Below are 14789 nucleotides of genomic sequence, written 5' to 3' on the forward strand. Positions count from 1 at the left end.
ACAGGCCGCCGCAGGCACCCCGCGCCATGCCGCCGCAGGCACAACGCACCCCCACCGAACCGCGCAAGCCACCGCAGGCGCCCCCGCCCCCCGAAGCCCGCACAGGCCGCCGCAGGCACCCCACCACGCACCCGCACCGAACCGCGACCACGCAACCCGCGCCCCGCGCACCCCCACCGGACCGCCACAGGCCGCCGCAGGCACCCCGCGCCATGCCGCCGCAGGCACAACGCACCCCCACCGAACCGCGCAAGCCACCGCAGCCGCCCCCCGCCCCCCGAAGCCCGCGCAGGCCGCCGCAGGCACCCCGCATTGTCAGTCCCCGGGTGCAGGATGGACCCATGGTCAGCTCCGCACGCCGAGCCCTGGACGGCTTCTCCCCCGCCACCCGTGGATGGTTCACGGGCGCCTTCCACGCGCCCACAACCGCCCAGGCCGGCGCGTGGCAGGCCATCCGCGAGGGCTCGGACGTGCTGGTCGTGGCCCCCACCGGCTCCGGCAAGACCCTGGCCGCCTTCCTCGCCGCACTGGACGAACTGGCCTCCGCACCCCCGCCGGCCGACCCGAAGAAGCGCTGCCGAGTCCTCTACGTCTCCCCCCTCAAGGCCCTCGCGGTCGACGTCGAGCGCAACCTCCGCAGCCCCCTGACCGGCATCCGCCAGCAGGCCGTACGCCTGGGCCTGCCCGAACCCGAGATCAAGGTCGGCATCCGCTCGGGCGACACCCCGGCGGCCGAGCGCCGCGCGCTCTCCACCCGCCCCCCGGACATCCTGATCACCACCCCCGAGTCCCTGTTCCTGATGCTGACCTCGGCCACCCGCGACGCGCTGACCGGCATCGAGACGGTGATCCTCGACGAGGTCCACGCCGTCGCGGGCACCAAGCGCGGCGCCCACCTGGCGCTCTCCCTGGAGCGCCTGGACGAGCTGCTCGGGAAGCCGGCCCGCCGCATCGGCCTGTCGGCGACGGTCCGCCCGGTCGACGAGGTCGCCCGCTTCCTCTCCCCCCGCCGCAAGGTGGAGATCGTCCAGCCGGCGTCGGGCAAGGAGTTCGACCTCTCGGTGGTCGTCCCGGTGGAGGACCTGGGCGAGCTGGGCGGCTCCCCCGTCGCCGACGGTTCGGAGGGGGGCGCGGAGCGCCCGTCGATCTGGCCGCACGTCGAGGAGCGGATCACCGACCTGGTCCAGTCCCACCGCTCCACGATCGTGTTCGCGAACTCCCGCCGCCTCGCCGAGCGCCTCTGCAACCGCCTCAACGAGATCGCCTACGAACGGGCAACCGGCGAAACCCTCGACGAACACCACGCTCCCGCCCAGCTGATGGGCGGCTCCGGGGCGGCCCAGGGCGCCCCGTCCGTCATCGCCCGCGCCCACCACGGCTCGGTCTCCAAGGAACAGCGCGCCCTCGTCGAAGAGGACCTCAAAGCAGGCCGCCTCCCCGCCGTCGTGGCCACCTCCAGCCTCGAACTGGGCATCGACATGGGCGCCGTCGACCTCGTGGTCCAGGTCGAGTCACCCCCGTCCGTGGCCTCCGGCCTCCAGCGCGTGGGCCGCGCGGGCCACCAGGTCGGCGCGGTCAGCACCGGCGTGGTCTTCCCGAAGTACCGCGGCGACCTCGTCCAGGCAGCCGTCGTCACCGAACGCATGCGCACCGGCGCCATCGAGTCCCTGAAGGTGCCGTCAAACCCCCTGGACGTGCTCGCCCAGCAGTTGGTCGCGATGACGGCGCTGGACACCTGGCAGGTGGACGACCTGCTCGCCACGGTCCGCCGCGCCGCGCCCTTCGCTTCCCTCCCCGAGTCGGCGTTCACAGGGGTCCTGGACATGCTCGCCGGCCGCTACCCCTCCGACGCCTTCGCCGAGCTGCGCCCGCGCGTGGTGTGGGACCGGGTCACCGGCACCGTCACGGGCCGCCCCGGCGCCCAGCGCCTCGCCGTGACCTCCGGGGGCACGATCCCGGACCGCGGTCTGTTCGGCGTGTTCCTCGCCGGGGCCGACCCCAAGAAGGGCGGCGGCCGGGTCGGCGAGCTGGACGAGGAGATGGTCTACGAGTCGCGGGTCGGGGACGTCTTCACGCTCGGCACCAGCTCCTGGCGCATCGAGGACATCACGCGCGACCGCGTCCTCGTCTCCCCGGCCCCCGGTGTCCCGGGCCGCCTCCCCTTCTGGAAGGGCGATCAGCTGGGCCGCCCGCTGGAACTGGGCCGCGCGGTGGGCGCGTTCCTGCGCGAGATCGGCGCGCTGTCGAAGGAGGACGCCCGGCTCCGCCTCCTCGCGGCGGGGCTGGACACCTGGGCCGCGGACAACGTCCTGTCGTACCTCGACGAACAGCGCGAGGCCTGCGGCCACGTGCCGGACGACCGCACGATCGTCGTGGAGCGGTTCCGCGACGAGCTCGGCGACTGGCGGGTCGTCGTCCACTCCCCCTTCGGCGCCCAGGTCCACGCCCCGTGGGCCCTGGCGCTCGGCGCCAAGCTCTCCGAGCGCTACGGCATGGACGCCCAGGTCATGCACGCCGACGACGGTATCGTCCTGCGCCTGCCCGACGCCGACCTGATGGGCCTGGACCTGCTGGACCAGGAACCGTCGAAGGCGGGCAGGGAGTACGACGCGGAGCAGGCCCCCGTCGGCGCCGCGGACGTCGTCTTCGACAAGGGCGAGGTCGACCAGATCGTCACCGACCAGGTCGGCGGCTCGGCCCTGTTCGCCTCCCGCTTCCGCGAGTGCGCCGCCCGCGCGCTGCTGCTGCCGCGCCGCAACCCGGGCCGCCGCACCCCGCTGTGGCAGCAGCGTCAGCGCGCCTCCCAGCTGCTGCAGGTGGCGAGCGAGTTCGGCTCGTTCCCGATCGTCCTGGAGGCGGTCCGCGAGTGCCTCCAGGACGTCTTCGACGTGCCCGGACTGGTCGAGCTGATGGGCGACCTGGAGTCGCGCAGGGTACGCCTGGTCGAGGTCACCACACCGGAGCCGTCGCCCTTCGCCCGCTCCCTCCTCTTCGGGTACGTCGCCCAGTTCCTGTACGAGGGGGACTCCCCGCTGGCCGAGCGCCGCGCGGCCGCGCTGTCCCTGGACTCGCGTCTGCTGGCCGAGCTGCTCGGTCAGGCGGAGCTGCGCGAGCTCCTGGACGCCGAGGTGCTGGCCGAACTGGAGCGGGAACTGCAGTGGCTGACCGAGGACCGACGCGTCAAGGACGCCGAAGGCGTGGCCGACCTGCTGCGGCTGCTCGGCCCGCTCACGGACGCCGAGCTGGCCGAACGCGGCGCGCAGCCGCACTGGGCCCGGGAACTCGCCGGGGCCCGGCGCGCGATCCGTGTCCGTGTCGCCGGCGCCGACCACTGGGCGGCGATCGAGGACGCGGGCCGCCTGCGCGACGCGCTCGGCACGGCGCTCCCGGTCGGCGTCCCGGAGGCCTTCACGGAACCGGTGAAGGATCCCCTCGGCGACCTTCTCGCACGCTACGCGCGCACCCACGGCCCGTTCACCTCGGTCACGGCGGCGGCCCGCTTCGGTCTCGGCGTCGCGGTCACGGAGGGCGCCCTGCAGCGCCTCGCCGCGAGCGGCCGCGTCGTGCAGGGGGAGTTCCACCCGGCCGGCATCGGCCAGGAGTGGTGCGACGCGGCGGTGCTGCGGCGGCTGCGCCGTCGTTCCCTCGCCGCCCTGCGGCACGAACTGGAGCCGGTGCCGCCCGCCGCGCTCGCCCAGTTCCTGCCTCCGTGGCAGCACATCGGCAAGGGGCACGGACTGCGCGGCGTCGACGGTCTGGTGCGCGCCGTCGAGCAGTTGCAGGGCGCCTCCGTTCCCGCTTCGGCCCTGGAGAAGCTGGTCCTGCCGTCCCGCGTCGCCGGCTACGCCCCCGCGATGCTGGACGAGCTGACGGCCTCCGGAGAGGTGGTGTGGGCCGGCGCGGGCGCCCTCCCCGGCAAGGACGGCTGGCTCTCCCTCTACATGGCGGACGCGGCCCCGCTGCTGCTGCCCCCGCCCGCCCCGCTGGAGCTGACGGCGCTCCACCAGTCCGTCCTGGACGCCCTCTCCGGCGGCTACGGCCTGTTCTTCCGCCAGATCGCCGACCAGGTCCGCGCGACGACCCACCCGGAGGCAACCGACCCCCAGCTCGCCGACGTCGTGTGGGACCTGGCCTGGTCCGGACGCCTGACGAACGACACGCTCGCGCCCCTGCGGTCCCTGCTGGGCTCGGGCCGCACCGCGGGTTCCACGGCCCACCGCGCCAAGCGCGCGGTCCCGCGCGGCCGCTACGGCTCCCTGACCGCCGCCGCCCGCACCGCCTCACGCACCGGCCCGCCCACGGTCGCCGGCCGCTGGTCCCTGCTCCCGGCACGCGAACCCGATACGACCGTGCGCGCGCACGCGCTGGCCCGCACCCTGCTGGACCGGCACGGCGTGGTCACCCGGGGCGCCGTGGCCGCGGAGGGCGTGGAGGGCGGCTTCTCGGCGACGTACCGCGTCCTGTCCGTCTTCGAGGAGAGCGGCCAGGCGCGCCGTGGTTACGTGGTGGAGGGACTCGGCGCGGCCCAGTTCGCGATGGACGGCGCGGTGGACCGACTGCGCGCGGTGTCGAACGCCCGCGACCGGGGCGAGCCCCTGCCCGACCGGCCGTCCCGGAACGGCGCGCTCACCGGCGTCGACGGCTTCAACCCGCCCGACGACCAGCCGTTCCTCCACCCCGACCCCGAATTCGACACCCTGGGTCCCGACGACTTCGCCTCCTGGAACCCCGCTCCGCACGAGTACACGTCCCCCCGCGACGCGGCGGGTCAGGGATTCCGCGGCTCCCGGCCCGCCGCCGGCCACGACCGGGCCTTCGGCCCCGGCTCCCCCCATCTCGGCCCCCAGCGCTCCGCCGACACGGGAGCCGTCGTCCTCGCCGCCGCCGATCCGGCGAACGCCTACGGGGCAGCCCTGCCCTGGCCGGAGCCCCCGACCGGCGCCGGGCACAAGCCCGGCCGCAAGGCGGGCTCTCTCGTGGTGCTGGTGGACGGTGAGCTGACGCTGTACATGGAGCGCGGCGGCAAGACCCTGCTGGCCTGGCCCGCCGGCACGGACGGCCCGGGCCCCGACGACCCCCGTCTGCCCCGGGCCTCCGCCGCCCTGGCCGCAGCGGCGCGGGCGGGCTCCCTCGGCACCGTCACGGTGGAACGGATCAACGGCGCCCAGGCCCTCACCTCCCCCATCGGCGCCCTGCTGGAAGGAGCCGGCTTCATCGCCACCCCCCGCGGCCTGCGCCTGCGCGCATAGACGCCCGCACCCGCCCCCGCCCGTCTCCACTCCCCGCACCCCGCACCCCGCTCCCCGCTCCCCGTGCAACCCTTGACCCATGCCCGAAGGAGACACGGTCTGGCAGGCGGCGAGGCGGCTGCACGGCGCCCTGGCCGGCCAGGTGCTGACCCGCAGCGACCTGCTGGTGCCCCGGTTCGCCACGGCCGACCTCACCGGCCGCACCGTCCTGGACGTCACCTCCCGCGGCAAGCACCTGCTGACCCGCGTCGAGGGCGGCCTGACGCTCCACTCGCACCTGCGGATGGACGGCGCCTGGAAGGTGTACGAGCCCGGCCGGCGCTGGACCGGCGGCCCCGCCCACCAGATCCGCGCGATCCTCGGCACCGCCGACCGCACGGCCGTCGGCTACCGTCTCCCCGTCCTGGAACTGCTGCGCACCCGCGACGAGGAGCGCGCCGTCGGCCATCTGGGACCCGACCTCCTCGGCCCGGACTGGGACCCGGACCAGGCGCTCGCCAACCTCGTCGCGGACCCCGCCCGCCCCCTGGGCGAGGCCCTGCTCGACCAGCGCAACCTCGCCGGCATCGGCAACGTGTACAAGAGCGAGCTGTGCTTCCTGCTCGGCGTGACGCCGTGGCTCCCCGTCGGCGCCCTGCCCGCCGACCGCACCGCGCAGCTGCCCGTGCTGGCGAAGAAGCTGCTGGAGGCCAACCGCGAACGCCCGGTCCGCAGCACGACCGGCCGTCGCGGCCAGGACCTGTTCGTGTACGGCCGCGCGCCCCGCCCCTGCCTGCGCTGCGGGACGCCGGTGCGCGTGGCCGACCAGGGCGACGGCTCCCGTGAACGCCCCACGTACTGGTGTCCGTTCTGCCAGTCGGGCCCCGCGCCCCGCTCCACACCGGCGCGCGGAACAGCCCTCCGCCCAACTGATTGACGACCCGTCAGAAACCCTCGTACGGTCCCCACATGCCCGTCAAGGCGTACGACCTCACCGGACGCACCGCATTCGTCACCGGGGCCGCGGGCGGCATCGGCCGTGCCTCGGCCGTACTGCTCGCCGAAGCCGGCGCCACGGTCCACTGCGCCGACCGCGACGCCGAGGGCCTGCACGAGACGGCGGCCCTGATCGAGTCGGCCGGCGGCACGGCCCGCACCCACCGCCTCGACGTCACCGACCGCGAACAGCTGCGCCGTGCCGTCGCCGCCTGCGAACGCCTGGACGTGATGGCCGCGATCGCCGGCATCATGCACACCAGCCCGGTCCTGCAGACCCGGGACGAGGACCTCGACCGGGTCCTGGGCGTCAACTTCAAGGGGGTGCTGTACGCCTGCCAGGAGGCCACGCGGCTGATGCTCGCCCGGGAAACCGCGGGCAGCATCGTCACCATGGCGTCCGGCGCCGTCGACACCGGCCGCCCCGGCCTGCTCTGCTACGGCGTCGCCAAGGCGGCCGTGGTCCAGTTGACCAGGACGCTGGCGAGCGAGGTCGGCCGGCACGGGATCCGCGTGAACGCGGTCGCGCCGGGCTGGATCCGCACACCCATGACCGACCGCCACGAGGCCGGGGAGCAGGCGAGGACCGAAGCGCTGATGGCCCGGACGTCCCCGCTGGGCCGGGTCGGCGAACCGGAGGACGTCGCCCACACCGTGCTCTACCTGGCCTCCGACGCCTCGTCGTTCACGACGGGTCAGATCCTGCGTCCGAACGGCGGGGTGGCGATGCCGTGGTAGTCGGGCGCCCCGTCCGCGCGGCCCGCTCCCGCGCCCCCTGGACAGCGCCCGTCGCCCGCGCCTTCGGCACACAGTGCACCGGCAACAGGCTCAGCCCCCATCCCCCGGCCACGACGGCCCCCTCCAGCACCCCCGCGCCGGGCGCCAGGGCTATCCGCAGCACGGCCCACCACCACAGCGCCCCGAGCCCGACCACCGCCCCCCAGCGCACCGCCGGCCGTGCCATGGACGTCACCTCCAGCCCGACGCTACGGCGCCTTCCGCACCGGCGGACAGGGCGCACCGAGGGGCACACGGGCGCACCGCCCACCGCCCGCCACCGGCCGACCCGTCGGCCCGGCCCCTCCCACCATGCACGAGGGCCCCGGCCGGCGCCTCTCCGGACAGTCCAGCCGATCTGGACGATCTGGAGAAGCCCCGGCCGGGGCCTCGCACAATCCCTGTACCGTGTCACGCACCCGCGCGGGTGAGTGTCACGCGGCGACCACGTCCACCGCCTCGGCGGGCGCCTTGATGGTCACCCGCTCCGGTGGCACACCGGTCACCGACACGGAACCCAGCATCGGACGAACCCGCGTGGGTACGGGCTCGCTGGGGGTGGCCGCAGCAGACTGGGCCAGCTCGGCGAGGGCGAGTTCGTCGCTCACTTCCCGCATGAGCTCGGACATCCGTACGTCCAGCGCGTCGCAGATGGCGGCGAGCAGCTCGGAGGAAGCCTCCTTCTGCCCCCGCTCCACCTCGGAGAGATAGCCGAGTGAGACTCGGGCGGACGAGGAGACTTCGCGCAGAGTACGGCCCTGGCGCTGGCGCTGCCGACGCAGCACGTCACCCAGCAGGCGACGGAGCAGAATCATCGGTGGCTCCCTCCTCGGACCGCGTAGCCGCATCCTTCTCGCCCCACCGTACCGCCTCGCGCCGCGGCCGTGCGGGGAGCGATGTCGTGTTCACTCAGGGCTGCAAACATCAAAACCCCCCGTTCTGTTCCGTATCCTGTGCCAGCTCATTTCCGGTCTGTTCGCCCGACAGCTGCCTCAGCAGCAGCGCGAGCACGCTGCGTACACTCTCCATACGAATTTCCGCGCGGTCGCCGTTCAACCGCAGGGCCTCTACTTTTCCGCCAGCGGCAGAACCGGAACCAGGGCCGAACGGCCCCTCCACGGCGACGAAGACCGTCCCGACCGGCCGGCCGTCCTGGGCGGCGGGGCCGGCCACGCCGGTGGTCGCCAGACCCCAGTCGGCACCGAGCGCCTTGCGGACACCGGCCGCCATCTGCGCCGCGACCTGTGGGTCGACCGCCCCGCGCCGGGCCAGCAGGGTCGCGTCCACGCCCAGCAGGTCGTGCTTCAGTTCGGTCGCGTAGGCCGTCACCGAGCCGCGGAAGACCTTGGAGGCCCCGGGGACGGCCGTGATCTCCGCCGCGACCAGGCCGCCGGTCAGCGACTCGGCGACCGCCAGGGTCTCACCCCGCACGGTCAGTAGTCGCACCAGGTCGGCGGCCTCGGAACTCACTGTTCCGTCTCCTCCGACGCGGCCCCGCGGGCGGCGATCCCCTGCCTGCGCAGCACAATGGCCTGTCTCACATAGTCCAGCCCGGTCACCACGGTCAGGACGACCGCCGCTCCCATCACCCAGAACCGCAGCGAAGCCAGCCAGCCCGTGAGCGCCAGGACGTACATCCCCACCGCGACGCCCTGGGTGAGCGTCTTCAGTTTGCCGCCGCGGCTCGCCGGGATGACGCCGTAGCGGATGACCAGGAAACGCAGCAGCGTGATCCCGAGTTCCCGGCCGAGGATGACGATCGTGACCCACCACGGCAGGTCGCCCAGCGCGGACAGACAGATCAGCGCGGCCCCCATGATCGCCTTGTCGGCGATGGGATCGGCGATCTTCCCGAAGTCGGTCACGAGGTTGTAGGTGCGCGCCAGGTGACCGTCGAACAGGTCGGTGATCATGGCGATGGCGAAGGCCGCCCAGGCCAGCGAGCGCCACGCCGGGTCGTACCCGCCGTCGGCCAGCATCAGCGCGACGAAGCCCGGCACGAGCAGCAGCCGGAGCATGGTCAGCAGGTTGGCGATGTTCCACACGCTGGCCTGGTTGACGGCCGCGGCCGCCAGCTTTCCGCCCCGCGCGGGCCGGGCGCCGCCCGCCGTCTCGGAATCGGTGGTGCCGGCGGGTCTCGAGGAAGCCGCCTTGGAGGAGCCGTTCGCCGCCGATGCCGGCACTCCGGTCATCTGCCCGCCTCCTCACTACATCCGAGCGAGCCGGTCACCGGCTCGGCCACCAGGTCGACACCCTCCGTGCCGACCACCTTCGCCTCGACCATACGGCCGACGACGAGCCCTTCGCCGCCGGTGAGCAGCACCTGGCCGTCCGTCTCGGGCGCCTGGTGCGCCCCGCGGCCGTACACCCCTTCGTCGTCGACGGACTCCACGAGCACGTGCACGGTCTCGCCCAGGCGCTCCTCGGCGCGCTGCGAGACGAGTTCCTCGGCCAGCCGGGAGACGCGGGCCAGCCGCTCGGCGACGACGTCCGCGTCGAGCTTGCCGTCGTAGCCGGCGGCCTCGGTGCCCTCCTCGTCGGAGTAGCCGAAGACGCCGATGGCGTCCAGCCGGGCACCGTTCAGGAAGCGCTCCAGCTCGGCCAGGTCGGCCTCGGACTCGCCGGGGAAGCCGACGATGAAGTTGGAGCGCACACCGGCCTGCGGGGCCTTGCCGCGGATGGTGTCGAGCAGTTCCAGGAACCGGTCGGTGTCCCCGAACCGGCGCATCGCGCGCAGCACGCCGGGGGCGGAGTGCTGGAAGGACAGGTCGAAGTAGGGGGCGATCTTCGGCGTGGAGGTCAGCACGTCGATGAGTCCGGGGCGCATCTCGGCCGGCTGGAGGTAGCTGACCCGGATCCGCTCGATGCCGTCGACCTCGGCGAGCTCGGGCAGCAGGGACTCCAGCAGGCGGATGTCGCCCAGGTCCTTGCCGTAGGAGGTGTTGTTCTCGGAGACCAGCATGACCTCCTTCACCCCCTGCTCGGCCAGCCACCGCGTCTCGCCCAGCACGTCGCCGGGGCGGCGGGAGATGAAGGAGCCGCGGAAGGAGGGGATGGCGCAGAAGGAGCAGCGCCGGTCGCAGCCGGAGGCCAGCTTCACCGAGGCGACCGGGGAGCCGTCCAGCCGGCGGCGCAGGGGCGCGCGCGGGCCGGAGACCGGGGCGACGCCCTCCGGGAGGTCGGCCGGGCCGTGCCCGGGCAGCGCGACGCCGGCGGCGGACTGCTGCCGCTCGGCGGGGCTGATCGGCAGCAGCTTGCGCCGGTCGCGCGGGGTGTGGGGGGCGTGGATGCCGCCGTTCAGGATGGTCTGCAGGCGGTCGGAGATGTCGGCGTAGTCGTCGAAGCCAAGGACGCCGTCGGCCTCCGGGAGGGCGTCGGCGAGCTCCTTGCCGTACCGCTCGGCCATGCAGCCCACCGCCACGACGGCCTGGGTTCTCCCGTGGCCCTTGAGATCGTTGGCCTCCAGGAGGGCGTCGACGGAGTCCTTCTTGGCGGCCTCGACGAATCCGCAGGTGTTGACGACTGCGACGTCCGCTTCGGCGGCGTCCTCCACGAGGTCCCAGCCGTCCGCCTCCAAGCGGCCTGCGAGCTCCTCCGAGTCCACCTCGTTACGGGCGCAGCCAAGGGTGACGAGTGCGACGGTACGGCGTTCAGGCATGCGCTCAAGACTACTTTGTCTCACTGACGGCCCACGTCGACGGGGTTGGCCGATCTCGGCCAACCCCGTACCTGCTCCGCCGCGGACCGCTCGTCCGGCCCGTCATCCGACCTGCGGGTCGCCCTTGGTGTACGTCAGCCGCTCCACGGAGCCGGGCTGGAAGTCGTCCTCGATCTTCTTGCCGTTGACGTAGAGCTGGATCGCGCCCGCGTCGCCGAGGACCAGGTTGATCTTGTCGCTGTCCTGGAAGGTCTTCGACTCGCCCTGCTTGAGCAGTCCGTCGAACAGCAGCCGGCCGTTGTGGTCCTTGGCCGAGATCCAGCTGCGTCCGTCGGCGGCGCTGACCTGGACGGTCACCTTGTCCTGGGGCGCGGCCGCGATGGCGCTGTCGGAGGGGCCGGGCGTGGGGTCGGCGGGCTTGCCGCCCTTGGGCGTGGTGGAGGCGGACTCGGCGGCCGTGGGCGTGGAGCCCTCGGCGACCTGGGTGCCGGCGCCGCCGTCGTCACCGCCGCGGAAGGCGGTGAACCCGACGAAGCCGACCACGGCGACGATCGCGGCGACCATGGCCGCGGTCCAGTTGGGCCCGCGTCGTTCGGGGCGGATGCGTTCCGCCTCGAACAGCGGAGCCGCCGGGGTCGGGGCGGGCCGGCCGCCGTGCTCGGCGTCGTACTGCGCCAGCAGCGGCGCCGGATCGAGGTGGACGGCCTTGGCCAGGGTCCGGATGTGACCCCGCGCGTAGACGTCCCCGCCACAGGGGGCGAAGTCGTCCGCCTCGATGGCGTGCACGATGGTGATGCGGACCCGGGTGGCGTTGCTGACGTCGTCCACGGTCAGCCCGGCGTCGATGCGCGCCTGTTTCAGGGCACGGCCGACAGGGAGGCGGGCTTCTTCGCGGTCGTCTTCGAACGGACGCTCGTCTTCAGGAGAGTTGGCGAGGGACACGGGGGCGCCTTTCGAGCGTTTAAGCCACCTGTGCTGGAGGTTCAGTCTAGGGGGGTGGGAAAAGGGTGGGGCAACCGGGCGGTCGGACTTTGTAGCCCATCGGTATGGCCGGACACGCCGATGGCGGGGGCACTGCTCGTCACTTCCCCCAACTTGACGTTCCCCGCGGGGAAAGGGTTGCTCGCGGATCCCTCACGGGTGAGTCACGATCAGGCATCGCCGGCACACCGGTCGGGGCTTGTCCTCAAGCCTCCCCGCGGATCACCGCGAGCACTCCGTCCAACTCGTCGGCCTTCACAAGAACGTCACGTGCCTTGGACCCCTCGCTCGGTCCGACGATGCCCCGGGACTCCATCAGGTCCATGAGCCGGCCGGCCTTGGCGAAGCCGACGCGCAGCTTGCGCTGGAGCATCGACGTCGACCCGAACTGCGTGGAGACGACGAGTTCGGCCGCCTGGCACAGCAGGTCGAGGTCGTCCCCGATCTCCTCGTCGATCTCCTTCTTCTGCTTGGAGCCCACGGTGACGTCGTCCCTGAACACCGGCGCCATCTGCTCCTTGCAGTGCCGGACGACGGCCGCGACCTCCTCCTCGGTCACGAACGCGCCCTGCATGCGGACCGGCTTGTTCGCGCCCATCGGCAGGAACAGCCCGTCGCCCTTGCCGATGAGCTTCTCGGCGCCGGGCTGGTCGAGGATGACGCGGCTGTCGGCGAGCGAGGAGGTGGCGAAGGCCAGCCGGGAGGGCACGTTCGCCTTGATCAGACCGGTGACGACGTCGACCGACGGCCGCTGGGTGGCGAGCACCAGATGGATGCCCGCCGCGCGCGCGAGCTGCGTGATGCGCACGATGGCGTCCTCGACGTCGCGCGGGGCGACCATCATCAGGTCGGCGAGCTCGTCGACGATGACCAGCAGGTACGGGTAGGGCTGGAGCTCGCGTTCGCTGCCCTCGGGCGCCTTCACCTTGCCCGCCCGCACGGCCGCGTTGAAGTCGTCGATGTGCCGGTAGCCGTACGCCGCCAGGTCGTCGTACCTGAGGTCCATCTCGCGGACGACCCACTGCAGCGCCTCGGCGGCCCGCTTCGGGTTGGTGATGATCGGCGTGATCAGGTGCGGGATGCCCTCGTAGGCGGTCAGCTCGACGCGCTTGGGGTCGACGAGGACCATGCGGACCTCCTCCGGGGTCGCCCGCATCATGATCGAGGTGATCAGGCAGTTGATGCAGGACGACTTGCCGGAACCGGTCGCTCCGGCGACCAGCACGTGCGGCATCTTGGCGATGTTCGCCATCACGTAGCCGCCCTCGACGTCCTTGCCCAGCGCGACCAGCATCGGGTGGTCGTCCTCGGCGGCCGCCGCCAGGCGCAGCACGTCACCGAGGTTGACCATCTCGCGGTCGGTGTTCGGGATCTCGATGCCGACCGCCGACTTGCCCGGGATCGGGCTGATGATCCGCACGTCCGGGCTGGCGACGGCGTACGCGATGTTCTTGGTCAGCGCGGTGATCCGCTCCACCTTGACGGCGGGGCCGAGCTCGACCTCGTAGCGGGTGACCGTCGGGCCCCGGGTGAAGCCGGTGACGCGGGCGTCGACCTTGAACTCGGTGAAGACGGTGGTCAGCGCCTCCACTATGGCGTCGTTGGCGGCGCTGCGCGCCTTGCCCGGGCCGCCGCGCTCGAGCAGGTCCAGGGACGGCAGGGCGTAGGTGATGTCGCCGGAGAGCTGGAGCTGCTCCGCGCGCGCGGGCAGGTCCCGGGGCACCTCCGGCGGGGCCTTGGTGAGGTCGGCGACGCCCGAGTCCGGCCTCCCCGGGGATCCGGGCTTCTCCCGCTTCGGCCGCGCGGCGGGCACCGGGGCGGGCGTCGCGGTGGGGACCGGGGTGGTCTCCTCACGGTCGCCGACGCTCACGCCCTGGGTGAGGTCGGCGACGACCGGCGAGGGCGGCATGCCGTGCAGGACGGCGCCGTCGAGCGCGGCGGCGGCCGCCGCGGCGACGTCCACGGCATCCATCCGGCGCTCCATGTCCGGCTGCGGCACCGCGGAGCGCCTGGGGCGGCCACGGCGCCGCGAGAGTGCCTCCTGCTCGGCGTAGTCGGGGTCGTACGCCTCCGGGGCCGGGCCGCCCCGGCGCGGGCCGGCGGGCAGCGCCTCGCGCCACTGCTCGTCGTAGCGCAGGTCCTCGTCGGTCGGGTACTGCGGCCGGTCGTGGACGAGCCCGAGCCGCACCCCGAGCATCCGCAGCCGCTGCGGGATCGCGTTGACCGGGGTGGCCGTCACCACGAGCACCCCGAAGACCGTCAGCAGCAGGAGCAGCGGTACGGCGAGCACCTCGCCCATGGCGTACGTCAGCGGGGTCGCCGCGGACCAGCCGATGAGGCCGCCGGCGTCCCGTATGGCCTGCATGCCGTCGCTGCGGGCGGGGGCGCCGCAGGCGAGGTGGACCTCGCCGAGCACGCCGATCACGAGCGCGGACAGGCCGATCACGATGCGGCCGTTGGCCTCGGGCTTCTCGGGGTGGCGGATGAAGCGCACCGCGACGACCGCGAGCAGGATCGGCACGAGCAGGTCGAGACGGCCGAAGGAGCCGGTCACCAGGATCTCGACGAGGTCGCCGACGGGGCCCTGCAGGTCGGCCCAGGTGCCCGCGGCGACGATCAGGGCGATGCCGAGCAGCAGCAGCGCGACGCCGTCCTTGCGGTGTGCCGGGTCGAGGTTCCTGGCGCCCTGCCCTATCCCGCGGAAGACGGCGCCCACGGCATGCGCCACGCCCAGCCAGAGGGCGCGCACGATGCGGTAGAAGCCCCCGGTCGGGCTCGGCGCCGGCCTGGGCGGCGGCGCGGACTTCCTCGCGGCCCTCTTCGCGGGCGCCTTCTTGGCCGGGGCCTTCTTCGCGGCGGCCGCGGCGGCCTGCTTCGCCGGAGCCTTCACCGGAGCGGCCGCCTTCTTCGCGGGCTGCTTCTTGGCTGCGGAGGGACGTGAGGCCATGGGTGTGAGGTTACCGGTGGAGACGGCCGCGGACACGTGTGCCCACTGCTTCACCCGTTCGTGTCGCCCTTGCGGCGGACGCAAGCTGACGCGGGCTCACCCGGCCTCCCGCCGGGCCACGGCGCGCTAGGGTCTGTCGTCAAATGATCTTTGGTCGGGGATCATGGTCGGGTGATACGTCGCCATGAACTGTCGGATGCCG

10 protein-coding genes are annotated in these 14789 nt (G+C 73.4%); 3 read left to right on the forward strand and 7 right to left on the reverse strand.

The window, feature by feature from the left end; genetic code table 11:
- Positions 1-341: 341 nt before the first annotated feature.
- The 3 genes from VKA29_RS32625 (at position 342) to VKA29_RS32635 (ending at position 6962) form a co-directional block, all read left to right on the forward strand.
- On the forward strand, positions 342-5249 hold the full coding sequence (locus VKA29_RS32625; protein WP_324789640.1) for an ATP-dependent helicase: 4908 nt from the start codon (positions 342-344) through the stop codon (positions 5247-5249).
- 79 nt (positions 5250-5328) lie between these two features.
- Positions 5329-6165 (forward strand): Fpg/Nei family DNA glycosylase, encoded by an 837-nt coding sequence (locus VKA29_RS32630; RefSeq protein WP_324789641.1) that lies wholly within the window; start codon positions 5329-5331, stop codon positions 6163-6165.
- A gap of 32 nt (positions 6166-6197) precedes the next feature.
- A complete protein-coding gene (locus VKA29_RS32635; protein WP_324789642.1) occupies positions 6198-6962 on the forward strand; it encodes an SDR family NAD(P)-dependent oxidoreductase in 765 nt (254 codons plus the stop codon).
- On the opposite strand, the gene VKA29_RS32640 is transcribed toward VKA29_RS32635, so the two are convergent.
- From VKA29_RS32640 to VKA29_RS32670, 7 genes are all read right to left on the reverse strand, one after another.
- A complete protein-coding gene (locus VKA29_RS32640) occupies positions 6910-7188 on the reverse strand; it encodes a hypothetical protein (protein WP_324789643.1) in 279 nt (92 codons plus the stop codon). The genes VKA29_RS32635 and VKA29_RS32640 overlap by 53 nt on opposite strands.
- 247 nt (positions 7189-7435) lie before the next feature.
- Entirely contained in the window at positions 7436-7816 is a 381-nt protein-coding gene (locus VKA29_RS32645; RefSeq protein WP_324789644.1) for a helix-turn-helix domain-containing protein, read from the reverse strand.
- Positions 7817-7925: 109 nt separating this feature from the next.
- Entirely contained in the window at positions 7926-8471 is a 546-nt protein-coding gene (locus VKA29_RS32650) for a CinA family protein (protein ID WP_324789645.1), read from the reverse strand.
- Positions 8468-9193, reverse strand: a complete 726-nt coding sequence (gene pgsA / locus VKA29_RS32655; RefSeq protein WP_324789646.1) for a CDP-diacylglycerol--glycerol-3-phosphate 3-phosphatidyltransferase — start codon at positions 9191-9193, stop codon at positions 8468-8470. Before pgsA ends, VKA29_RS32650 begins: the two co-directional genes overlap by 4 nt.
- Complete coding sequence (gene rimO / locus VKA29_RS32660; RefSeq protein ID WP_324789647.1) at positions 9190-10659, reverse strand: 30S ribosomal protein S12 methylthiotransferase RimO; 1470 nt, start codon at positions 10657-10659, stop codon at positions 9190-9192. The genes pgsA and rimO overlap by 4 nt, the downstream gene beginning before the upstream one ends.
- Before the next feature lie 102 nt (positions 10660-10761).
- On the reverse strand, positions 10762-11601 hold the full coding sequence (locus VKA29_RS32665; protein WP_324789648.1) for a helix-turn-helix domain-containing protein: 840 nt from the start codon (positions 11599-11601) through the stop codon (positions 10762-10764).
- A gap of 244 nt (positions 11602-11845) precedes the next feature.
- Positions 11846-14587 carry a DNA translocase FtsK gene (locus VKA29_RS32670; protein ID WP_324789649.1) on the reverse strand — a complete coding sequence of 914 codons (2742 nt, stop codon included), beginning with the start codon at positions 14585-14587 and terminating at the stop codon, positions 11846-11848.
- Positions 14588-14789 lie beyond the last annotated feature (202 nt).

It is taken from the genome of Streptomyces sp. H51 (assembly GCF_035656535.1).
Taxonomy (GTDB): domain Bacteria; phylum Actinomycetota; class Actinomycetes; order Streptomycetales; family Streptomycetaceae; genus Streptomyces.